Origin of the sequence: Citrobacter sp. NCU1, assembly GCF_010231475.1 — a bacterium.
Lineage (GTDB): Bacteria > Pseudomonadota > Gammaproteobacteria > Enterobacterales > Enterobacteriaceae > Citrobacter_D.
Genome location: NZ_NRDO01000041.1, coordinates 1 through 22604, shown reverse-complemented (window position 1 = coordinate 22604; position 22604 = coordinate 1). Strand labels below are relative to the sequence as shown.

The 22604-nt window shown below is 54.8% G+C and carries 20 protein-coding genes; 13 read left to right on the top strand and 7 right to left on the bottom strand.

The window, feature by feature from the left end; all coding sequences use genetic code 11:
* Window positions 1-2: 2 nt before the first annotated feature.
* The 4 genes from hycF to hycI are packed head-to-tail and all read left to right on the top strand — an operon-like array spanning window position 3 to window position 2179.
* Window positions 3-545 (top strand): formate hydrogenlyase subunit HycF, encoded by a 543-nt coding sequence (gene hycF / locus CJP72_RS13635; RefSeq protein ID WP_162381906.1) that lies wholly within the window; start codon window positions 3-5, stop codon window positions 543-545.
* Window positions 545-1312, top strand: a complete 768-nt coding sequence (hycG, locus tag CJP72_RS13630; protein WP_162381905.1) for a formate hydrogenlyase subunit HycG — start codon at window positions 545-547, stop codon at window positions 1310-1312. The genes hycF and hycG overlap by 1 nt, the downstream gene beginning before the upstream one ends.
* On the top strand, window positions 1309-1719 hold the full coding sequence (locus CJP72_RS13625; protein ID WP_162381904.1) for a formate hydrogenlyase maturation HycH family protein: 411 nt from the start codon (window positions 1309-1311) through the stop codon (window positions 1717-1719). The genes hycG and CJP72_RS13625 overlap by 4 nt, the downstream gene beginning before the upstream one ends.
* Window positions 1712-2179, top strand: a complete 468-nt coding sequence (gene hycI / locus CJP72_RS13620; protein WP_162381903.1) for a hydrogenase maturation peptidase HycI — start codon at window positions 1712-1714, stop codon at window positions 2177-2179. Before CJP72_RS13625 ends, hycI begins: the two co-directional genes overlap by 8 nt.
* A 148-nt stretch (window positions 2180-2327) precedes the next feature.
* Here the strand turns inward: hycI and CJP72_RS13615 are convergent, their stop codons facing one another.
* The 3 genes from CJP72_RS13615 to ascF form a co-directional block, all read right to left on the bottom strand.
* Window positions 2328-2768 (bottom strand): hypothetical protein, encoded by a 441-nt coding sequence (locus CJP72_RS13615; protein WP_162381902.1) that lies wholly within the window; start codon window positions 2766-2768, stop codon window positions 2328-2330.
* A gap of 130 nt (window positions 2769-2898) precedes the next feature.
* Entirely contained in the window at window positions 2899-4323 is a 1425-nt protein-coding gene (locus CJP72_RS13610; RefSeq protein WP_162381901.1) for a 6-phospho-beta-glucosidase, read from the bottom strand.
* 22 nt (window positions 4324-4345) lie between these two features.
* A complete protein-coding gene (gene ascF / locus CJP72_RS13605) occupies window positions 4346-5800 on the bottom strand; it encodes a PTS cellobiose/arbutin/salicin transporter subunit IIBC (RefSeq protein WP_162381900.1) in 1455 nt (484 codons plus the stop codon).
* Between the two features lie 238 nt (window positions 5801-6038).
* On the opposite strand from ascF, the gene CJP72_RS13600 reads away from it, so the two are divergent.
* The 3 genes from CJP72_RS13600 (at window position 6039) to hypF (ending at window position 10171) form a co-directional block, all read left to right on the top strand.
* Window positions 6039-7076 carry a LacI family DNA-binding transcriptional regulator gene (locus CJP72_RS13600; protein WP_342212312.1) on the top strand — a complete coding sequence of 346 codons (1038 nt, stop codon included), beginning with the start codon at window positions 6039-6041 and terminating at the stop codon, window positions 7074-7076.
* A gap of 145 nt (window positions 7077-7221) precedes the next feature.
* Entirely contained in the window at window positions 7222-7767 is a 546-nt protein-coding gene (gene hydN / locus CJP72_RS13595) for an electron transport protein HydN (RefSeq protein WP_162381898.1), read from the top strand.
* 142 nt (window positions 7768-7909) lie between these two features.
* A complete protein-coding gene (hypF, locus tag CJP72_RS13590) occupies window positions 7910-10171 on the top strand; it encodes a carbamoyltransferase HypF (protein ID WP_162381897.1) in 2262 nt (753 codons plus the stop codon).
* Window positions 10172-10245: 74 nt separating this feature from the next.
* Here the strand turns inward: hypF and norW are convergent, their stop codons facing one another.
* Together norW and norV are read right to left on the bottom strand one after the other, a co-directional pair.
* Window positions 10246-11379: an NADH:flavorubredoxin reductase NorW gene (gene norW / locus CJP72_RS13585; RefSeq protein WP_162381896.1), complete on the bottom strand. Its 1134-nt coding sequence runs from the start codon at window positions 11377-11379 to the stop codon at window positions 10246-10248.
* Entirely contained in the window at window positions 11376-12815 is a 1440-nt protein-coding gene (norV, locus tag CJP72_RS13580) for an anaerobic nitric oxide reductase flavorubredoxin (protein WP_162381895.1), read from the bottom strand. The genes norW and norV overlap by 4 nt, the downstream gene beginning before the upstream one ends.
* A gap of 188 nt (window positions 12816-13003) precedes the next feature.
* Between norV and norR the strand changes: the two genes are divergently transcribed.
* Window positions 13004-14521, top strand: coding sequence for a nitric oxide reductase transcriptional regulator NorR (norR, locus tag CJP72_RS13575; RefSeq protein WP_193568722.1), 1518 nt, complete (start codon window positions 13004-13006; stop codon window positions 14519-14521).
* Here norR and gutQ read toward each other — a convergent pair.
* Entirely contained in the window at window positions 14518-15483 is a 966-nt protein-coding gene (gene gutQ / locus CJP72_RS13570; RefSeq protein ID WP_162381893.1) for an arabinose-5-phosphate isomerase GutQ, read from the bottom strand. The two genes, norR and gutQ, sit on opposite strands and share 4 nt — an antisense overlap.
* 290 nt (window positions 15484-15773) lie before the next feature.
* Here gutQ and mltB point away from each other — a divergent pair, with 290 nt between their 5' ends.
* Complete coding sequence (gene mltB, locus CJP72_RS13565) at window positions 15774-16853, top strand: lytic murein transglycosylase B (RefSeq protein WP_193568721.1); 1080 nt, start codon at window positions 15774-15776, stop codon at window positions 16851-16853.
* Window positions 16854-16898: 45 nt separating this feature from the next.
* Here the strand turns inward: mltB and CJP72_RS25545 are convergent, their stop codons facing one another.
* Window positions 16899-17147 (bottom strand): hypothetical protein, encoded by a 249-nt coding sequence (locus CJP72_RS25545; protein ID WP_238340072.1) that lies wholly within the window; start codon window positions 17145-17147, stop codon window positions 16899-16901.
* Window positions 17148-17342: 195 nt separating this feature from the next.
* Between CJP72_RS25545 and pncC the strand changes: the two genes are divergently transcribed.
* The 4 genes from pncC (at window position 17343) to alaS (ending at window position 22471) form a co-directional block, all read left to right on the top strand.
* Entirely contained in the window at window positions 17343-17840 is a 498-nt protein-coding gene (gene pncC / locus CJP72_RS13560; protein ID WP_162381891.1) for a nicotinamide-nucleotide amidase, read from the top strand.
* An 80-nt stretch (window positions 17841-17920) separates the two neighbouring features.
* Complete coding sequence (gene recA, locus CJP72_RS13555; protein WP_162381890.1) at window positions 17921-18982, top strand: recombinase RecA; 1062 nt, start codon at window positions 17921-17923, stop codon at window positions 18980-18982.
* Window positions 18983-19087: 105 nt separating this feature from the next.
* Window positions 19088-19588 (top strand): recombination regulator RecX, encoded by a 501-nt coding sequence (recX, locus tag CJP72_RS13550; protein WP_162381889.1) that lies wholly within the window; start codon window positions 19088-19090, stop codon window positions 19586-19588.
* Between the two features lie 255 nt (window positions 19589-19843).
* Window positions 19844-22471, top strand: a complete 2628-nt coding sequence (alaS, locus tag CJP72_RS13545) for an alanine--tRNA ligase (protein WP_162381888.1) — start codon at window positions 19844-19846, stop codon at window positions 22469-22471.
* Window positions 22472-22604: the final 133 nt, after the last annotated feature.

Here is a 22604-nt window from a genome sequence, read left to right as displayed (position 1 = left end):
CCATGTTTACCTTTATCAAAAAAGTCATCAAAACCGGCACACCGACCTCGTCGTATCCGCTGGAGCCGATCGCGGTCGATAAAAACTTCCGTGGCAAGCCGGAGCACAACCCGCAGCAGTGTATCGGCTGCGCGGCTTGCGTGAATGCCTGCCCGTCGAACGCGTTGACGGTAGAGACCGATCTGGCGACGGGCGAGCTGGCCTGGCAGTTCAACCTTGGGCGCTGCATCTTTTGCGCCCGCTGTGAAGAAGTCTGCCCAACTGCGGCGATCAAGCTGTCGCAGGAGTACGAACTGGCGGTATGGAAGAAAGAAGACTTTCTGCAGCAGTCTCGCTTTGCACTGTGCAACTGCCGCGTGTGCGAGCGTCCTTTTGCGGTTCAGAAAGAGATCGATTACGCCATTGCGCTGCTTAAGCACAACGGCGACAGCCGTGCGGAAAATCACCGTGAAAGTTTTGAGACCTGCCCGGACTGTAAACGCCAGAAATGCCTGGTGCCGTCCGACCGTATTGAACTGACTCGCCATATGAAAGAGGCCAGCTGATGAGCAATTTATTAGGCCCACGTGACGCAAATGGTATTCCGGTACCGATGACGGTGGACGAATCCATCGCCAGCATGAAAGCGTCGTTACTGAAAAACATCAAGCGCTCGGCGTATGTCTATCGTGTGGACTGCGGCGGTTGTAACGGCTGCGAAATCGAAATTTTCGCCACCTTGTCTCCACTGTTTGATGCCGAACGTTTTGGCATCAAAGTGGTACCGTCACCGCGCCACGCCGACATTCTGTTATTTACCGGCGCAGTGACCCGCGCGATGCGTTCACCGGCGTTACGTGCCTGGCAATCTGCGCCAGATCCGAAAATTTGTATCTCCTACGGGGCCTGCGGCAACAGCGGTGGTATATTCCACGATCTTTATTGCGTCTGGGGCGGCACTGACAAAATCGTCCCGGTGGATGTCTATATTCCTGGCTGTCCGCCAACGCCTGCGGCAACGCTGTACGGTTTTGCGATGGCGCTGGGTCTGCTGGAGCAGAAAATCCATGCGCGCGCGCCAGGTGAACTGGATGAACAGCCTGCCGAGATTTTGCATCCGGAGATGGTACAGCCGCTGCGCGTGAAGATTGATCGCGAAGCGCGTCGTCTGGCCGGTTATCGCTATGGCCGCCAGATTGCCGATGATTACCTGCGCCAGTTAGGGCAGGGCGAGCAACAGGTGGCGCGCTGGCTGGAAGCAGAAAACGATCCGCGTCTGACCGAGATCGTCACGAATCTTAACCATGTTGTTGAAGAGGCGCGTATCCGATGAGTGAAACGGTGGTGTTCAGTCAACTGAGCCGTAAATTTATTGATGAGAATGATGCAACGCCTGCCGAGGCGCAGCAGGTCGTCTATTACAGCCTGGCGATTGGCCACCACCTGGGGGTCATTGATTGCCTGGAAGCGGCATTGACCTGCCCGTGGGATGACTATCTGGCGTGGATAGCCACGCTGGAAGAGGGCAGCGAAGCCCGCCGTAAAATGGAAGGCGTGCCGAAGTACGGCGAAATCGTTATCGATTTTAGCCATGTGCAAATGCTGGCGCGCGCGTTTGATAACGCGCTCGCTGTGCAGACGCCGCCACAACAGGCATGGAGCAAGCTGATGCTCAGCATGCTCCATGATATTCATCAGGAAAGCGCCATCTATCTGATGGTGAGGAGACACCGTGACTGACGTTTTATTGTGTGTCGGCAACAGCATGATGGGTGACGATGGCGCAGGTCCGCTGCTGGCAGAAATGTGTGCCGCAGCGCCGAAAGGGGACTGGATCGTCATTGACGGCGGCAGCGCGCCGGAAAACGATATCGTGGCGATTCGCGAATTACGCCCGAGTCGCTTGCTGATTGTGGATGCCACCGATATGGGGCTCAATCCCGGGGAGATCCGCATCATCGATCCTGATGACATCGCCGAGATGTTTATGATGACCACCCATAATATGCCGCTCAACTACCTGGTCGATCAGCTCAAAGAGGATGTTGGCGAGGTGATTTTCTTAGGTATTCAGCCGGATATCGTTGGGTTCTACTATCCAATGACTCAGCCAATCAAAGATGCCGTAGAAACGGTGTATCAGCGGCTGGAAGGCTGGGAAGGGCACGGTGGATTTGCAGAGCTTGAGGCTGCAGAATGACAACGCCGGATGGCGGCTTCGCCTTATCCGGCCTACAAAACCACGTAATCCTGTAGGCCGGATGGCGGCTTCGCTTTATCCGACCTACAAAACCACGTAATCCTGTAGGCCGGATAAGCGCTAGCGCCATCCGGCAATGCCATTTAAATCACTCTTTGTTATTAATTAATTCACTGTTTTTATTTGATTTAATTTCAAAATATAAACCGAACATCATTATCAGTGAGGCTGCAATCCACAGCCAGCATCCCAAATGATATCCGGTAACGGCTCTGGCTTGACCACCAGCGTCAGCAATCACATCACTAACACTAAGAAAAGAAAGAGCAAAAAAGAAAGATAAAAGGGCGCATAGAAACAGCACATCTCTGCTTTTTTTTCTCAGCAATCCCACAAGGACGATGAGATAAAGCGGATTCGCCAGCCATGAAAAAGACGAGATAGGATCGACAAAAAGTCCCATCCACCCTGTAAGAAGTAGCGCCAGGCTGTCAGCGTTACTGGTGCCAGTACTGAAAGCTGGGAAAAACAGGCTCCCGGCAAAAAGTGCGGTGGAAAATAGGTATATCCCTGTAACCCGCTTATTCATCGCTGAGGTCCTCTTAAAACATCCATGTTCGATTTTGGGTAGTGTACAGCATCACATTATTGACCACTTTTCTTGTCGCTGGTTACAGGATCTTTGCCGGATAAGCGTCAGCGCCATCCGGCAATGCCCGTTACGCCAGATCTTCCCCGTTACTGGCGATCACTTTCTTATACCACCAGAACGATTTTTTCCGCGTCCGTTCCAGCGTACCGTTGCCGGCATCATCTCTGTCGACATACACGAATCCGTAACGTTTACTCATTTCACCGGTGGACGCCGAAACCAGATCGATACATCCCCAGGTGGTGTAGCCCATCAGCGGTACACCGTCTTCGATTGCGTCGGCCATCGCCCGAATATGTTCGCGCAGATAGCTGATCCGGTAATCGTCGTTAATCTCGCCATTTGCGTCGACTTCATCTTTTGCGCCGAGGCCGTTTTCCACCAGGAACAGCGGTTTCTGGTAGCGGTCGTACATCATGTTCATGGTGATGCGCAGACCGAGCGGGTCAATGCCCCAACCCCATTCGCTCACCGTGATGTGGGGGTTACGCAATGACTTCACCACGTTGGCCGCACTGGTGTTTTTCGTGTTCATCTCCGCCGAGGCGCAGCGTGACGCGTAATAGCTGAAGGAGACGAAATCGACGGTATTTTTGAGGATCGCATCATCTTCCGGGGCTTTCTCAATCATCACCCCTTTTTCGCGGAACACGCGAGCGGAATAGGCGGGATACGCGCCGCGTGCCTGCACATCAATAAAGAACAGGTTTTCGCGGTCTTTTTCCAGTGCCGTCCAGACATCTTCCGGTTTGCAGGAGTACGGATAAAAATTCCCGCCCGCCAGCATGCAGCCCACCTGGTTTTGCGGGTTTACCTCATGGGCGATTTTGGTTGCCAGCGCGCTGGCGATCAGTTCATGGTGTGCGGCCTGATATTTCACCTGATCCTGGTTTTCCCCTTCTTCAAACACCAGACCCGCGCCGGAGAACGGGCTGTGCAGCATGATGTTGATTTCATTGAAGGTGAGCCAGTATTTCACCAGACCGTCAAAGGCTTCAAAGCAGGTGCGCGCATAGCGGGTAAAGAACTCGACCATTTTGCGGTTACGCCAGGACCCGTATTCCGTGACCAGATGCATCGGCACGTCGAAGTGGCATAGCGTGACCAGCGGCTCAATACCGTACTTTTTGCACTCGGCAAACACAGAACGATAAAACGCGATGCCTTCCTCGTTCGGCGTCAGATCGTCGCCGTTAGGGTACAGTCGGCTCCAGGCAATCGAGGTACGAAACACCGTGAAACCCATTTCCGCCATTAGCGCGATATCATCTTTATAACGATGATAGAAATCGATCGCCTCGTGGCTCGGATAAAACTCGTCATCCCGCAGTTGGAAACGCTTTTCCTGGCCCAGTTTCACCGGCATACGGCGCTCGCCGTGCGGGATCATATCGACGGTAGTCAGCCCTTTACCGCCTTCACGGTATGCGCCTTCACTCTGGTTGGCGGCCAGTGCGCCGCCCCATAAAAATCCTTGCGGAAATACAGACATAGTAAACCTCAATGATTGCCAGTCAGATGCTGGCACCTTTCGCAGAATTCGGTTGTGCGGCCTGGTTTTTTCTGGCCTGTTCAGCCGCGTCTTCGACCGGAATATCTTCAAAGCCCAGGAGTAACGTCAGCACAAAGGACAGCACGACCGCCAGCGCCATCACGCCAAACACCCACACGATGGTCATCGGATTGGCGGGGTCGAAGAACTGAACGCTGGTGAACAGACCCGGTGCGGCCATTGAGTGGCTGGCAAGACCTGCCATCCCGGCGACCGCGCCGCAGATAAAGCCGCTGATAAGACTCGCAATCAGCGGGCGTTTCAGGCGGATTGCCACCCCGTAGAGCGCCGGTTCAGAAATCCCGGCCATAATGGCGGAGGCGGCGGCGGCCAGCGCCGTCTGGCGCAGTTCCGGGTTTTTGGTTTTCCAGGCGACAGCCAGCGATGAACCACCCAGCGACAGGTTGGCGCCAATTTCTGACGGCATGACCATGCCTTCTTTGCCCGTTTCGGCGATGGTCTGGATGATGGTTGGGGTGAACACGCGGTGCATCCCGGTCATCACCAGCAGTGGCCACAGCGCGCCCATAATGGCGACGGAAAGCCAGCCGAGGTAGCCGTGAATGGTGTAAACCAGCGCGGAAATGGCGCTACCGATCCAGATCCCAATCGGGCCAATCAGCACGATGGCGAGCGGGGCGGCGATCAGGACGATCAGCATCGGTTTGAGGAAGTTTTTGGTCACTGCTGGCGTAATACGATCGACCCAGCGTTCGATGTACGACAGACACCAGGTCATTACCAGAGCCGGGATCACCGTGTAGGTATATTTCACCGCCGTCACCGGGACCAGGGCGAACTCCACGTACTCACCCTGCGCCGCTTTCGCCATCAGATCGATAAAGCTCGGATGCACCAGCACGCCAGCGATGGCAATAGCCAGCGACATATTGGTTTTGAATTTGATCGCCGCAGATGCCGCAACCATCAGCGGCAGGAAGAAGAATGCGCCGTCACCAATCACGGTCAGAATGGTCAGCGTTGAAGAGCCTTTCACCAGCACACCGGTCATTTCCAGGACCATGGCCAACAGTTTCAGCATCGATCCGCCGATAATCGCCGGGATCAGCGGTGACATGGTGCCGATCAGCGCATCAAGGATCCCCGCACCAATGCGCTTGAGCGTTAGCTTCGGCTTGCCAACTGGCTCGGCGGGCTGCATCTCTCCAGGCAGCAGATTCACGACTTCACGATATGCCTGTGAAACGGTGTTGCCGATGATCACCTGACATTGGTTGTCATTGCGGACTACGCCGAGTACGCCGCTGAGCGCTTTTAAGGTAGCGCTATCGACACGTGAGTCTTCTTTGACGACGAAACGCAAACGCGTCATGCAGTGTGTGACCGCAGTAATGTTGTCGACACCACCCAAAGCCGACACGATGGAGCCCGCCAGTGCCGCATAATTCTTGGACATCGGATTTTACCCTGTTTTATCAGTAAGGTACGTTGTAATCGCCATGCTTCGTTGCCTGGAATCTGGCGGTGATGAAACACAAAATAGGAAACCGGTTCCACAAAATCATGATAAGTTTTTAGTTTTGTGGCAAGATCAATTTATGATCGTTTTTATAAATGTGACTTAGATCACCCACTCCTGGAGGCGCTATTTGCCATCCAGGACAATCCTGATTGGGTGAAGTACACTGCGTGCCATTGCGTACAAACGGAAGAGTAATATGACGACGATGCTGGAGGTGGCGAAGCGTGCCGGTGTGTCGAAGGCGACGGTTTCCCGGGTGCTTTCAGGTAACGGCTACGTCAGCCAGGAGACCAAAGACCGCGTGTTTGAGGCTATCGAAGAGAGCGGATATCGCCCTAATTTGCTGGCGCGCAGTCTGGCGGCAAAGAGCACGCAGACGCTCGGCCTGGTGGTGACGAACACCCTGTATCACGGCGTCTATTTTAGCGAGTTACTGTTTCATACGGCGCGTATGGCGGAAGACAAAGGCCGTCAGTTGCTCCTTGCCGACGGTAAGCACAGCGCCGAGGAGGAGCGTCAGGCGATCCAGTATCTGCTCGATTTACGTTGCGACGCGGTGATGATCTATCCGCGTTTTCTCAGCGTTGATGAGATAGATGAGATCATCGACAGCCATTCTCAGCCGATTATGGTGCTTAACCGTCAGTTGCGGAAAAACAGCAGCCACAGCGTCTGGTGCGATCAAAAACAGACCAGTTTTAACGCCGTGGCGCAGTTAATTGCTTCCGGCCATCAAGAGATCGCGTTCATTACCGGCTCAATGGATTCCCCGACCGGCGTGGAACGTCTTTCCGGGTATAAAGATGCGCTGGCGCATCATGGCATTGCCTTAAATCAGGATCTGATTGTGAACGGAAAATGGACGCCCGCCAGCGGCGCGGAAGGTGTTAACACGCTTCTCTCACGTAATGCCAGGTTCACCGCGCTTGTCGCCAGTAATGACGACATGGCGATTGGCGCCATCAAACAACTCCACGAGCAGGGCATGAGCGTACCTGCACAAGTGTCGGTGATTGGGTTCGACGATATTGCGATGGCGCCGTACACCATTCCGTCGCTTTCCAGCGTCAAAATTCCGGTCACCGAGATGATTCAGGAGACGGTGGGGCGGCTCATTTTTATGCTGGACGGCGGGGCCTTTACACCACCGAAATCCTTTACCGGCACGCTTATCCGCCGCGACTCGCTAGCGCTGTCACATCCGGGCTAAGGGTTGTCAATTGTCATCGTCACTAGTGACGATGACACCTTAAAACCGCACGACATAAATAAAAATCACTTTAATAACAGCCGGTTAAAAACTGGCACGAATTGTGAATACTTCGGCATATCATCTGTCATTGCTGGAGAATTTGATGAACCGTTTCATCATTGCTGACGCGACTAAATGCATTGGTTGCCGTACCTGTGAAGTGGCCTGTGTGGTATCCCATCAGGAAAACCAGGACTGCGCATCGCTGACCCCTGAAACCTTTTTACCGCGCATCCATGTTATCAAAGGGGTGAACGTCTCCACGGCGACGCTGTGTCGTCAGTGCGAAGACGCGCCGTGCGCGAATGTCTGCCCGAACGGTGCGATCAGCCGTGATAAAGGGTTTGTCCACGTTATGCAGGAGCGCTGTATTGGTTGTAAAACCTGCGTGGTGGCGTGCCCGTACGGTGCGATGGAAGTGGTTGTCCGTCCGGTGATCCGCAACAGCGGGGCGGGCCTGAACGTACGCGCAGAAAAAGCAGAAGCCAATAAATGTGACCTGTGCCATCACCGCGAGGCGGGCCCGGCCTGTATGGAAGTGTGTCCGACTCACGCATTGATCTGCGTGGATCGCAATAAGCTTGAGCAACTGAGTGCAGAAAAACGTCGCCGCGCGGCGCTGGATTCTACCGCATCGCTGCTTTTCTGATTTCTGAAAATCCGCGTAAAATAGAGCTGTATTTATGCCGGATGGCGGCTTCGCCTTATCCGGCCTACAGCTCGCGTCATTTGTAGGCCTGATAAGCGTAGCGCCATCAGGCATGCCATTAGATGACGGTGAGAACAATTTGATGACGGTAAACAATCACTCCGGCGTACAACTGCGTATTCGCGGTAAAGTGCAGGGCGTCGGGTTTCGCCCGTTTGTCTGGCAACTGGCGCAACAACTGCAACTGCACGGCGATGTCTGTAATGACGGTGACGGCGTCGTCGTTCGCCTGCTGGAAGAGCCTGCGACGTTTATCGCTGAACTGCATCAGCATTGCCCGCCGCTGGCGCGTATCGACAGCGTGGAAAGCGAGCCCTTTGCCTGGTCGCAACTCCCCGCTGACTTTTCCATTCGCCAAAGCGCGGGGGGAACGATGAACACGCAAATCGTTCCTGATGCCGCCACTTGTCCCGCTTGTCTGCTCGAAATGCGCACCCCCGGCGAGCGGCGCTACCGTTACCCCTTTATCAACTGCACCCACTGCGGCCCGCGCTTCACCATTATTCGCGCCATGCCGTACGACCGCCCGTTTACCGTGATGGCGTCTTTTCCGCTGTGTCCGCAATGCGATAAGGAATACCGCGATCCGTATGACCGTCGCTTCCACGCGCAGCCCGTCGCGTGTCCGGCGTGTGGGCCGCATCTCGCGTGGCGCTCTGCTGACGTTGAAGCAGAGAAAGAAGAGGCGTTGCAGGCGGCGGTGGCGATGTTGAAAGCCGGGAGCATTGTTGCCATCAAAGGGATTGGGGGTTTTCACCTGGCCTGCGATGCACGCAACAGCGATGCCGTCGCAACGCTGCGGGCGCGAAAGCACCGTCCGGCGAAACCGCTGGCGGTAATGCTACCGACAGAGAACGGTTTGCCGGAAGCGGCACGCCGTCTGCTAACCACGCCTGCCGCCCCGATTGTGCTGGTGGATAAACACGACGTTGATTCGCTATGCGACGGCATTGCGCCGGGGCTTGCGGAGGTCGGCGTGATGCTGCCCGCCAATCCGTTACAGCATTTGCTTTTGCAGGAGATGAACGGCCCGTTGGTGATGACCTCCGGCAATCTGAGCGGTAAACCGCCCGCCATTACCAACGCGCAGGCACTGGACGATTTGCAGGAAATTGCCGACGGTTTCCTGTTGCATAATCGCGACATCGTGCAGCGGATGGATGATTCCGTGGTGCGTGACAGCGGTGAAATGCTGCGTCGTTCGCGTGGCTATGTGCCGGACGCGCTGGCGTTGCCGCCCGGATTTCATGACGTGCCGCCGATGCTCTGCCTGGGGGCCGATCTCAAAAACACCTTCTGTCTGGTGCGTGGGGAACAGGCGGTGCTGAGTCAGCATCTGGGCGATCTCAGCGATGAGGGGATTCAGACCCAGTGGCGTGATGCGTTGCGTCTGATCCAAAGTATTTATGATTTTACGCCGCAACGCATTGTCTGCGATGCGCATCCGGGCTATGTCTCCAGCCAGTGGGCGAGTGAGATGAATCTGCCCACTGACATTGTGTTGCACCATCATGCCCACGCGGCGGCGTGCATGGCGGAGCACGGCTGGCCACTGAACGGCGGTGATGTGATCGCTCTGACGCTGGATGGTATCGGGATGGGCGAAAACGGCGCGCTGTGGGGCGGGGAGTGTTTACGGGTAAATTACCGCGAATGTGACCACCTGGGGGGACTGCCCGCTGTGGCGCTTGCCGGTGGCGATCTGGCGGCGAAGCAGCCCTGGCGTAACCTGTTAGCGCAGTGTTTACGCTTTGTTCCCGACTGGCAGCGTTATCCGGAAACCGCCAGCGTGCAGCGACAAAACTGGAACGTGCTGGCGCGGGCTATTGAGCGCGGGATCAACGCGCCACTGGCCTCGTCATGTGGACGTCTGTTTGATGCTGTTACCGCAGCGTTAGGCTGTGCGCCAGAGTCACTGAGCTATGAAGGGGAAGCAGCCTGTACGCTGGAAGCATTGGCTTCACAGTGTCAGGCGGTTGAACATCCGGTGACGATGCCATTGATCGGAAATCAACTGGATCTGGCGACCTTCTGGCACCAGTGGCTGAACTGGCAGGCAACACCCGCCGAACGGGCATGGGCGTTTCACGACGCGCTGGCGCGAGGGTTTGCCGCCATGATGCGTGAACAGGCCGCATCGCGCGGGATCACAACACTGGTCTTCAGCGGTGGAGTGATGCATAACCGCTTGCTGTCGTCGCGTCTGGCTTTTTACCTTGCTGATTTTACGCTGCTGTTCCCGCAGCAGTTACCGGCAGGCGATGGCGGGTTGTCATTGGGACAGGGCGTGATTGCGGCGGCGCGCTGGCTGAACAATCGTGATATGCCGGATGGCGACGCGTAGCGTCTTATCCGGCCTACAAAGCGCCACATGCCGTAGGCCGGATAAGGCGTCGCCGCCATCCTGCACCGCGTCACTTACGCTGGCAGCGTTTTCAACAGGGCGAAAGCCTCCTTCATCCGATCTTCACTGACCACGAAGGCGCATAACTGGCCTTCGTGGTTTATGCCTTTAGCAACCATCCCGTCAGCTTCTGCGACGATGTGCCAGTTCAGATCCTGACGCTGGGTTTCCCCGGCCAGATGTAACGGTAATTCCGGCGTTTTGATTTTGACTAACATCGCGGGCAGCTTCAGCGAAACATTGCCGCCGAGCAGATTTTTCGCCAGATACATCGCGCTGAGCTGAATCGGCTGCAGGAAGGGCAGTACCTGACCGTTGATTTCCGCACAGTCACCGAGGGCATAAATATCCGGATGGCTGGTTTGCAGATAGCTGTTCACGCAAACGCCGCGATTGAGAGTGAGCCCGGCACGACGCCCCAGCGCCGTTTCCGGACGTAAACCGGTGGCGGCGATCACCGCATCGACCTCGACACTGCGTTGACGATCCAGTGTGGCACGGAGGCCGGAGGCCGTTTTCTCCACCCCCTGAAGCTGTGATTTCAGCAACAAATGCACGCCCATCTCGGTAAGGCGATGCTGTAAGCGACTGCTCACTTCTGGCGGCATCAGCGAGGCGAGAATGCTGGCGGCATTATCAATCAACGTCACGGCTTTGCCTGCCCGACAGAAATCCATCGCCAGCTCACAGCCGATCAATCCACCGCCGACAATCAGCACCCGGTGTGCGTCGCGCAGTTGCGTTTCACAAGCACGGTACTCCTGCTGACTGTTCAGAGTGAGCATTAACTCACGCCCGGTAACGGGAGGGACAAAGGCCGAAGCGCCGGTCGCCAGCACCAGCTTGTCGTACGACCACTGCGTGTCCTGACTTTTCACCATGTGGGCGTCGGCATCAATGTCGGTGACCCAGGTGTGCGGGAACAGGCGCAAAGTAAACTGTTCGGCAAACTCCCCCGCCGACTGGCGGGTGAGGTCGTCAGCGCGCTGTGCCTGGCTGATAACGTGACTGAGGTCGGGCTTGTTATACTCATCCATGCTGTCAGCCGCAATCAGGGTTAACGGGATAACAGCATCTTGTTTACGGATGTTTTTGACTAACTGGCGGGCGGCAAAACCCGACCCAATAATGACAATTCCCCGCTTCATTTTGCCTCCGTTGCCAGCACATCGAAGACCTCTTTACCCAATGAACATTCCGGACACAGGAAGCTGTCCGGCACGTCACGCCACGCTGTACCCGGAACGACATCCTGCAGGGGTTCACCTTTGGCGGGATCGTAAATCCACTGACAAACGCTGCATTGCATGCAGGGGCCGAGGTCGGCAGTCGCTGCTGCTGCACAGGCGCACGCGTCGGTCGCCGTGGTGCTGGTTTTTGGCAGAGGAGCGAGCGCCCACTGACGCGCAATTTCGCGGCCATGCTGGCGACACAGTTCCAGCGCATCCATGTCCGGGCGCCATTTGGCTTTCAGGCTCAGCGACATTTCGAAACCGGCATCCTGCAAGCGAGTAGAGAGGCGGTCAACCGCACCGCCGCTCCAGCCGTGGGAGCCAAAGGCGCTGGCGCGTTTGTTGCGAAAACGCAGACCGGTCATCTCTTCGACCAGACCGGCGATTTTCGGCATCATCACGTTGTTCATCGTAGAGGTGCCGACCAGCACCCCTTTTGAGCGAAAGACGTTGGTCAGAATTTCGTTTTTATCGCTGCGGGCGACGTTAAAGATTTTCACCGCCACGTTCGGGTCAACGTCGTTAATGCCCTGAGCGATGGCATCCGCCATCATGCGGGTGTTGTTGGACATGGTGTCGTAGAAGAGCGTGATTCTGTCTTCCTGGTAATCCGCAGCCCACTTCAAATAAAGCTCAACAATCTGCGTTGGGTTGTCGCGCCAGACTACGCCGTGGGAGGTGGCAATCATCTCCACCGGCAGATTAAAACCGAGGATTTCAGTGATTTTGGGCGTCACCAGACGGCTGAACGGCGTCAGGATGTTGGCGTAGTAACGCTGGCACTGTTCGAACAGCTCGGTCTGATCCACTTCGTCATTAAACAGACGTTCATCGCAGTAGTGCTGACCAAAGGCGTCGTTACTGAACAGAACCGCATCGCCGGTCATGTAGGTCATCATGCTGTCCGGCCAGTGCAGCATCGGGGTTTCAACGAAGATCAGCTGTTTGCCGTTGCCGATATCCAGTGAATCACCGGTTTTCACCACGTTGAAATTCCACTCCGGATGGTGGTGGTGGCCGGTAATAGAATCAATGGCATTCGCGGTGCAGTAGATTGGCGTATCCGGAATTTGCATCATCAACTCGGTCAGCGCGCCGGCATGGTCCTCTTCTGCGTGATTGATGATGATGTAATCAATGTCTGCGAGGTCAATTTCGCTACGCAGATTTTGGACAAATTCACGGCTGAATTTATGGTCAACAGTATCAATCAGCACATTTTTTTCTTCACGGATGAGATAGCTGTTGTAGCTGCTGCCGCGCAGCGTTTTATATTCAGTTCCGTGGAAATCTCTCACTTCCCAGTCACGTTGACCAACCCAATGGATGTTATTTTTAACCAGAATAGACATAGCAACCTCAATAAATTCAGTGTGTTCCCAAATAAGTTGTCTTTCTGATAGCAGGTCGCGTGCCAACTTTTTAATGCTATGATTTTCAATGTTTTTTTAAATTATACTCCTAAGTTGGTAGTCAAAATGACTATTCCTTAAACGGTCAATATGACACTATGTATTGTCAAAATGACAATGAGGTGGTCATGCGTTTTTCCGTTGATGTGCTGGCGAACATCGCCATTGAATTACAACGCGGTATCGGTCATCAGGACCGCTTTCAACGCCTGGTAACCACACTGCGCCAGGTACTGGAATGTGATGCCTCTGCATTGCTGCGCTACGAGGCGCGCCAGTTTATCCCGCTGGCGATTGATGGTCTGGCGCGCGATGTTCTCGGCAGACGTTTTACGCTGGAAGGGCATCCGCGTCTGGAAGCTATCGCTCGCGCCGGGGATGTGGTGCGCTTCCCCGCCGACAGTGATTTGCCCGACCCGTATGACGGATTGATTCCCGGACAAGAGAGCCTGAAGGTGCATGCCTGCATTGGCCTGCCGCTGTTTGCCGGGCAAAATCTGATTGGCGCGCTGACGCTCGACGGCATGGCGCCAGACCAGTTTGATATTTTCAGTGATGAAGAACTGCGTCTGATTGCCGCGCTGGCGGCAGGCGCGCTGAGTAACGCGTTGCTGATTGAACAACTGGAAAGCCAGAATATGCTGCCGGGGTCATCCTCCGCGTTTGAACAGGTGAAAGCGACGCAGATGATTGGCCTTTCGCCCAGCATGATGCAGCTAAAAAAAGAGATCGAGATTGTGGCGGCCTCCGATCTCAACGTGCTGATTAGCGGCGAAACGGGGACCGGCAAAGAGCTGGTGGCGAAAGCCATTCATGAAGGCTCAACGCGGGCGAACAATCCACTGGTCTATCTCAATTGCGCGGCATTACCGGAAAGCGTGGCGGAGAGCGAACTGTTTGGTCATGTGAAAGGGGCGTTTACCGGGGCTATCAGCAACCGCAGCGGTAAGTTCGAAATGGCCGATAACGGTACGCTGTTTCTTGATGAAATTGGTGAGCTGTCGCTGGCATTGCAGGCCAAACTGTTGCGAGTATTGCAGTACGGCGATATTCAGCGCGTCGGCGATGATCGTAGCCTGCGCGTGGATGTGCGCGTACTGGCGGCGACCAACCGTGATTTGCGCGAAGAAGTTCTGGCCGGGCGTTTCAGAGCCGATTTGTTCCATCGTTTGAGCGTCTTCCCGCTTTCAGTACCGCCTCTGCGCGAGCGCGGTGAGGATGTGGTGTTGCTGGCGGGCTATTTTTGCGAGCAGTGTCGGCTGCGATTGGGGCTTTCACGCGTGGTGCTGAGTCCTGCCGCGCGCAGCCATCTGCTGAATTATGGCTGGCCAGGAAACGTGCGCGAACTGGAACATGCGATCCATCGTGCCGTGGTACTGGCGAGGGCAACGAAAGCAGGGGATGAAGTGGTACTGGAAGCCACACATTTTGCGTTACAGGACGCGTCGGTTGTACCGCCGCTGGAACCGACGGCAGAATTGCCGCTCAATCACAATCTGCGTGACGCGACGGAGCGTTTTCAGCGGGAGATGATCCGCCGGGCGCTGGCGCAAAATAATCATAACTGGGCGGCCAGCGCGCGGGCACTTGAAACAGACGTCGCCAATCTGCATCGACTGGCGAAGCGTCTGGGACTCAAAGATTAGAGAATGCCTGCCTGATAAAAATCCTGCAGGTTAATGGCGCCGGTGAGTTTACCGTTTTCATCCACCACCGGGGCGGCGGTAATTTTGCGCTTCATCAGGATCTCTTTGGCGTCAATGGCGCGGCTTTGTGCCTGTAGCGTGACGCCATTGTGGGTCATTGCGTCACTGACCGGCGTGGTGAGCGCGCCGCCGCCGACTAACCAGCGACGCAGGTCGCCGTCGGTAAATACGCCCTTCACATAGGCTTCTTCGTCACAGACCGCCACCAGACCCAGCCCGGTACGGCTCAATTCCAGCATCGCGTCCATTACGCTTGTGGCAAGCTGAACCTGAGGCACCGCATCGTCACGACGCATCAGATGATGCACGTTATTCAACAAACGAGCACCCAGCGCGCCAGCCGGGTGGGAGCGGGCAAAATCGTCCTCGTTAAAACCGCGCGCCTGCATCACGGCCATCGCCAGCGCATCGCCCATCATCAGGGTATTCACCGTGCTGGAGGTCGGCGCCAGGTGCATTGGGCAGGCTTCACGTTCGACGGAGATATCCAGCACGGCTTTCGCCGCCAGACCCAGCGGGGAGGTGGGTTTCCCGGTCATCGCCAGCAGGGCGACCGATTTGTCTTCGAGGCGGGGAATGATGAGATCCAGCTCTTTCGCGCCGCCGGAATAGGAGATAAACAGCATCACGTCACGGCTTTCAATCATCCCCAAATCGCCATGCAGCGCTTCTGCCGGGTGAACGAAAAAGGCTGGAGTGCCGGTGCTGGCGAGGGTTGCGGCAATTTTTTTGCCAATATGACCGGACTTGCCGATACCGGAGACAATCACCTTGCCTTCGCAGTGGATAATGGTATTGGCGGCGCGGACAAAATCATCGCCCAGACGCTCCGGCAGACGGCTTGCTTCCTGTAGCTCCAGCATTAATGTCTGACGACCCGCGTTCAGTAGTGCATCACTCATTGGTTTCTCCGGTTATGATCACTTCAATCCCTTTTACCGATGGTCAGGGACAACGAAAACGGCCGCTGTTCCCGCTTATTCATGCAATAGCAGTGCGCGATGATAGTGCATTCAGGGGGTGCGAATCATGGGAAAAGATCATGTTGAAGGGGGATTCCTCACTGGCATGATAAAAGAAATCGCGATTTTTGCTGCTAAAAATAGGGAGCGATAGCGACTACCGCTTTCTTGTGCGATGGAGGATGCTTTACCATACTTCACTCTGGCTGAATTTGTTTAATGGATGTCTCATGTTCAAGCGTCGTTATGTAGCATTACTTCCCCTTTGTGTGTTGTTGGCTGCCTGTAGCAGCAAACCGAAACCTTCAGAGACTCAAACGACAACGGGGACGCCGTCCGGCGGTTTCCTGCTTGAGCCCCAGCACAACGTGATGCAGATGGGCGGCGATTTCGCCAATAACCCCAATGCGCAGCAATTCATCGACAAAATGGTGAGCAAACACGGCTTCGACCGCCAACAGTTGCAGGAGATCCTGTCACAGGCCAAACGTCTGGATTACGTGCTGCGTCTGATGGATAGACAAGCCCCGACGGCTCAAGCGCCTACCGGACCTAACGGCGCATGGCTGCGCTATCGCAAGCAGTTCATCACCCCGGATAATGTGCAAAATGGTGTGGTGTTCTGGAATCAGTACGAAGATGCGTTGAATCGCGCATGGCAGGTTTATGGCGTACCGCCGGAGATCATCGTTGGGATTATCGGGGTTGAAACGCGCTGGGGGCGTGTGATGGGCAAAACGCGCATTCTGGATGCGCTGGCAACGCTGTCGTTCAACTATCCACGCCGGGCGGAGTACTTCTCCAGCGAGCTGGAAACCTTCTTACTGATGGCGCGTAACGAACAAGATGATCCGCTGGATCTGAAAGGTTCTTTTGCGGGCGCGATGGGTTACGGACAGTTTATGCCCTCCTCCTACAAAGAGTATGCGGTCGACTTCAACGGCGACGGTCATACCAACCTGTGGGATCCGGTCGATGCCATCGGTAGCGTTGCAAACTACTTTAAAGGACACGGTTGGGAGAAAGGCGATACGGTGGCGGTAATGGCCAACGGCCAGGCGCCAGGCCTTGCGAATGGTTTTAAAACCCAGTACAGCATCTCCCAACTTGCCGCTGCCGGGTTAACGCCGCAGCAGTCGCTGGGGCATCATCAAAAGGCCAGCTTGTTGCGTCTTGATATCGGTACTGGCTACCAGTACTGGTACGGTTTACCGAACTTCTACGCCATTACCCGCTATAACCACAGCACCCATTATGCCATGGCGGTCTGGCAACTTGGTCAGGCCGTCGCGCTGGCACGCGTGCAGTAATCTGTTTTTGCATAGGGAAGCGCGAACTTCCCTATGCTGGTTTTATCACTGTTTTTCTGACCGACTCTCTACACGCAACTGGGATATTTTCTTTGATATTGCCAGACTATATCCAAGACACCCCAAGCCTAAGATAATTTGGCCGCCATCATAAGGTTCAAGATATCCGGACGATATAATGTTCAGCACGCCCATTCCTAAAGAACATACGCCGCCAATGATTAGCCATAGCCGCATTTGATGGTGTTGCTTTAATTTCTGGTGGGTAGGGACTTCCGTTTTGTCTAATGCCATTCGCGAGCTCTCTTCATCCGTGCAACATTGAACCACACTATATCGTTTTTAAGCGCGGCGTTACCTCTCTCGCCCTGCATAAGTGGGCGGCTGGCATTTTTTCGGAATACGGCTCGTAAAATCGTCACCTCATCCCCATCTCATTGAGGGAAGTGGTATCTTGTCCGGCATATTTTTTAACTGACAGAGGTCGGAATGACTGACAGTGAACTGATGCAGTTAAGTGAACGGGTGGGGCAGGCGTTAAAAGCACGCGGCGCCACCGTAACGACAGCGGAATCCTGTACGGGCGGTTGGGTGGCGAAAGCCATTACCGATATTGCCGGGAGTTCCGCCTGGTTTGAACGCGGATTTGTCACCTACAGCAATGAAGCAAAAGCGCAGATGATTGGCGTTCGCGAAGAGACGCTGACCCAGCATGGCGCGGTCAGTGAACCCGTGGTGGTGGAAATGGCGATTGGCGCGCTAAAAGCCGCCAGAGCGCACTTCGCGGTCTCGATAAGCGGAATTGCCGGGCCAGAAGGCGGCAGCGAAGAAAAACCCGTTGGTACGGTCTGGTTTGCCTTTGCCAGCGCCAGCGGCGAAGGGATTACGCGTCGGGAATGTTTCAGCGGCGACCGCGAGGCTGTGCGTCGTCAGGCGACGGCTTACGCGCTGCAAACCCTCTGGCAACAATTTCTACAAAACACTTGATACTGTATGACCATACAGTATAATTGCGTCAACAGAACAGAATTCATTATCCGGTTTCATCCGGCATGACAGGAGTAATAATGGCTATCGACGAAAACAAACAGAAAGCGTTGGCGGCAGCACTGGGCCAGATCGAAAAGCAATTCGGTAAAGGCTCCATCATGCGCCTGGGTGAAGACCGTTCCATGGATGTGGAAACGATCTCCACCGGTTCGCTTTCACTGGATATCGCGCTGGGTGCGGGCGGTCTGCCGATGGGGCGTATCGTCGAAATCTACGGACCGGAATCTTCCGGTAAGACAACCCTGACGCTGCAGGTTATCGCCGCAGCGCAGCGCGAAGGTAAAACTTGTGCGTTTATCGATGCAGAACACGCGCTGGACCCGATCTATGCCCGTAAGTTGGGTGTCGATATTGACAATCTGCTGTGTTCTCAGCCGGATACCGGTGAGCAGGCACTGGAAATCTGTGACGCGCTGGCGCGTTCGGGTGCTGTTGACGTTATCGTGGTCGACTCCGTTGCGGCGCTGACGCCGAAAGCGGAAATCGAAGGCGAAATTGGCGACTCTCACATGGGCCTCGCGGCACGTATGATGAGCCAGGCGATGCGTAAGCTGGCGGGTAACCTGAAACAGTCCAACACACTGCTGATCTTCATCAACCAGATCCGTATGAAAATTGGCGTGATGTTCGGTAACCCGGAAACCACCACCGGTGGTAACGCGCTGAAATTCTACGCTTCTGTTCGTCTGGACATCCGTCGTATTGGCGCGGTGAAAGAGGGCGACAACGTAGTCGGTAGCGAGACCCGCGTTAAAGTCGTGAAGAACAAAATCGCGGCACCGTTTAAACAAGCTGAGTTCCAGATCCTCTACGGTGAAGGCATCAACTTCTATGGCGAACTGGTTGACCTGGGCGTGAAAGAGAAGCTGATCGAGAAAGCCGGTGCCTGGTACAGCTATAACGGCGAGAAGATCGGTCAGGGCAAAGCGAATGCAACAAACTGGCTGAAAGAGAATCCGGCGACGGCGAAAGAAATCGAGAAGAAAGTACGCGAAATGCTGCTGAACAACCAGGATTCAACGCCAGATTTCTCCGTTGATGATGGTGCAGACGTTGCGGAAACCAACGAAGATTTTTAATCGTTAACCGTGCCTGATAGTGACGCTCTGACGTTTTTATCCGGCTTATAATCAGAGGGCTGCATTTATGCGGCCCTTTTTGCATTTTATTTTTCGAAGGTTGTTATGAGCGAATCTACACCGCGCCGACCCGCTTATTCCCGTCTGTTGGATCGTGCAGTTCGTATTCTGGCGGTACGTGACCACAGTGAACAAGAGTTGCGCCGTAAGCTCTCTGCGCCGGTGATGGGCAAAAATGGGCCGGAAGAAATCGACGCGACTGCAGAGGACTATGAACGGGTTATCGCCTGGTGTTATGAGCACCATTATCTTGATGACAATCGGTTTGTCACACGCTTTATCGCCAGTCGTAGCCGCAAAGGTTATGGGCCGGCACGGATACGCCAGGAACTGAATCAGAAGGGAATCGCACGGGAAGCAACGGAAAAGGCTATGCGTGAATGCGAGATTGACTGGTGCGAGCGTGCGCGCGACCAGGCCTTTCGGAAATACGGCGATCCCCTGCCGACAGACTTTTCAGAAAAGGTGAAGATTCAGCGTTTCTTGCTCTATCGTGGCTACCTGATGGAAGATATTCAGGATATATGGCGAAATTTTGATGATTGAGCACATACGGGATTTTACTTCCCCGTAAAGAAAACTTATCTTATTCCCACTTTTTTCCGTTCAGGCGATGGTTGTTTCAGGATGACCGCCGTCTGCGACGAATATTCCTTAAATACACAAAATCATTCAAGTCGCATCAAGGCGGCAAGTGAGTGAATCCTCAGGGGCTTACTGGAGTAAGTGACTGGGGTGAACAAGCGCAGCCAACACAGAGGCGGTTTGAAGGATGAAGTGTAGATTGATTTCAGGATAATTATGAGCAAGAGCACCGCTGAGATCCGTCAGGCGTTTCTCGACTTTTTCCATAGTAAAGGACATCAGGTAGTTGCCAGCAGCTCCCTGGTTCCAAACAATGACCCAACTTTGTTGTTTACCAACGCCGGGATGAACCAGTTCAAGGATGTTTTCCTTGGGCTCGATAAGCGTAATTATTCCCGCGCAACCACCTCGCAGCGCTGTGTGCGCGCGGGCGGTAAACACAACGATCTGGAAAACGTCGGTTACACTGCACGTCACCATACTTTCTTCGAAATGCTGGGCAACTTCAGCTTCGGCGACTACTTCAAACACGACGCGATTCAATATGCGTGGGAGCTTCTGACCGGTGAAAACTGGTTTGCCCTGCCAAAAGATCGTCTGTGGGTAACTGTCTACGAAACCGACGATGAAGCCTTTGAAATCTGGGAAAAAGAAGTCGGCATTCCGCGCGAACGTATCATCCGCATTGGTGATAACAAAGGTGCGGCCTATGCGTCTGACAACTTCTGGCAGATGGGCGACACCGGTCCGTGCGGCCCGTGCACCGAAATTTTCTATGACCACGGCGACCATATCTGGGGCGGTCCTCCGGGAAGCGCAGAAGAAGATGGCGATCGCTACATTGAGATCTGGAACATCGTCTTCATGCAGTTCAACCGTCAGGCTGACGGCACTATGGAACCCCTGCCGAAGCCTTCTGTTGATACCGGTATGGGGCTGGAACGTATTGCGGCGGTGCTGCAACACGTTAACTCCAACTATGAAATTGACCTGTTTAGCACGCTGATTAAGGCGGTTGCGAAGGTTACCGGCGCGACAGATCTCAACAACAAGTCGCTGCGCGTTATCGCTGACCATATCCGTTCCTGCGCATTCCTGATTGCAGATGGCGTTGTTCCGTCGAACGAAAACCGTGGCTATGTGCTGCGTCGAATCATTCGTCGTGCGGTCCGTCACGGCAACATGCTGGGTGCGAAAGAGACCTTCTTCTACAAGCTGGTTGGCCCGCTGGTAGAGGTGATGGGATCTGCAGGCGAAGAGCTGAAGCGTCAACAGGCTCAGGTTGAACAAGTACTGAAAACCGAAGAAGAGCAGTTTGCCCGCACACTGGAGCGTGGTCTGGCGCTGCTGGACGACGAACTGGCGAAGCTGACCGGCGACACGCTGGACGGCGAAACCGCATTCCGTCTGTATGACACCTACGGCTTCCCGGTTGACCTGACGGCGGACGTTTGCCGTGAGCGCAATATCAAAGTGGATGAAGCAGGTTTTGAAGCCGCCATGGAAGAACAGCGTCGTCGTGCGCGTGAAGCCAGCGGTTTTGGCGCAGACTACAATGCGATGATTCGCGTTGATGGCGCATCAGAGTTTAAAGGCTACGACCATCTGGAACTGAGCGCTAAAGTCACCGCGCTGTTCGTTGATGGTAAAGCGGTAGATGTGATTAACGCAGGGCAGGAAGCGGTTGTCGTTCTGGATCAGACTCCGTTCTACGCTGAATCCGGTGGTCAGGTTGGCGATAAAGGCGAACTGAAAGGCGCAGGCTTTGCATTTGCGGTGAGCGACACGCAGAAATATGGCCAGGCGATTGGTCATCTCGGTAAGCTCTCTGCGGGTTCTCTGAAAGTGGGCGACGGCGTGCAGGCCGATGTGGATGATGTTCGTCGCGCGCGTATTCGTCTGAATCACTCCGCAACGCACCTGATGCATGCGGCCTTGCGTCAGATCCTGGGCACGCATGTGGCGCAGAAAGGTTCTCTGGTTAACGATAAAATTCTGCGTTTCGATTTCTCCCATAATGAAGCCATGAAACCGTCAGAAATCCGTGCCGTAGAAGACCTGGTAAACGCGCAGATTCGTCGCAACCTGCCGGTCGAAACGGATGTCATGGATCTGGACGCGGCGAAAGCGAAAGGGGCAATGGCGCTGTTTGGCGAGAAGTATGACGATCGTGTTCGCGTACTGAGCATGGGCGATTTCTCTACCGAGTTGTGCGGCGGTACGCACGCAAGCCGTACAGGGGATATCGGTCTGTTCCGTATTGTTTCCGAGTCCGGGACGGCGGCAGGTGTTCGCCGTATTGAAGCGGTCACCGGTGAAGGCGCCATCGCGACTCTGCATGCGGAAAGCGATCGCTTAAACGATATCGCACAGTTGCTGAAAGGCGATAGTCAGAATCTGGGTGATAAGGTTCGTTCTGTGCTGGAACGTACGCGTCAGCTTGAAAAAGAGTTACAGCAGTTGAAGGAACAGGCTGCGGCGCAGGAGAGTGCGAATCTTTCCAGCAACGCGGTTGATATCAACGGCGTCAAGCTGCTGGTCAGCGAGCTTGAGGGTGTTGAACCGAAAATGCTGCGTACCATGGTTGATGATCTGAAAAATCAACTGGGGTCGACGGTTATCGTTCTGGCAACGGTAGTTGAAGGTAAGGTTTCTCTGATTGCGGGCGTGTCTAAGGATGTGACCGACCGTGTGAAAGCCGGAGAATTGGTAGGTATGGTCGCTCAGCAGGTGGGCGGTAAAGGTGGCGGTCGTCCGGACATGGCGCAAGCCGGTGGTACGGATGCTGCAGCTCTGCCTGCAGCGTTAGCCAGTGTGAAAGGCTGGGTCAGCGCAAAACTGTAATAACAATAAGCGTTAGCGAGCGCCATAGACCTCGGTTTATGGCGCTCGCATCAACGCTATCGACAACGATAAAGTCAGGTTGAAGTTGTGTATATCGGCTAAACTTAGGTTTAACAGAATGTGATGCCGTGAC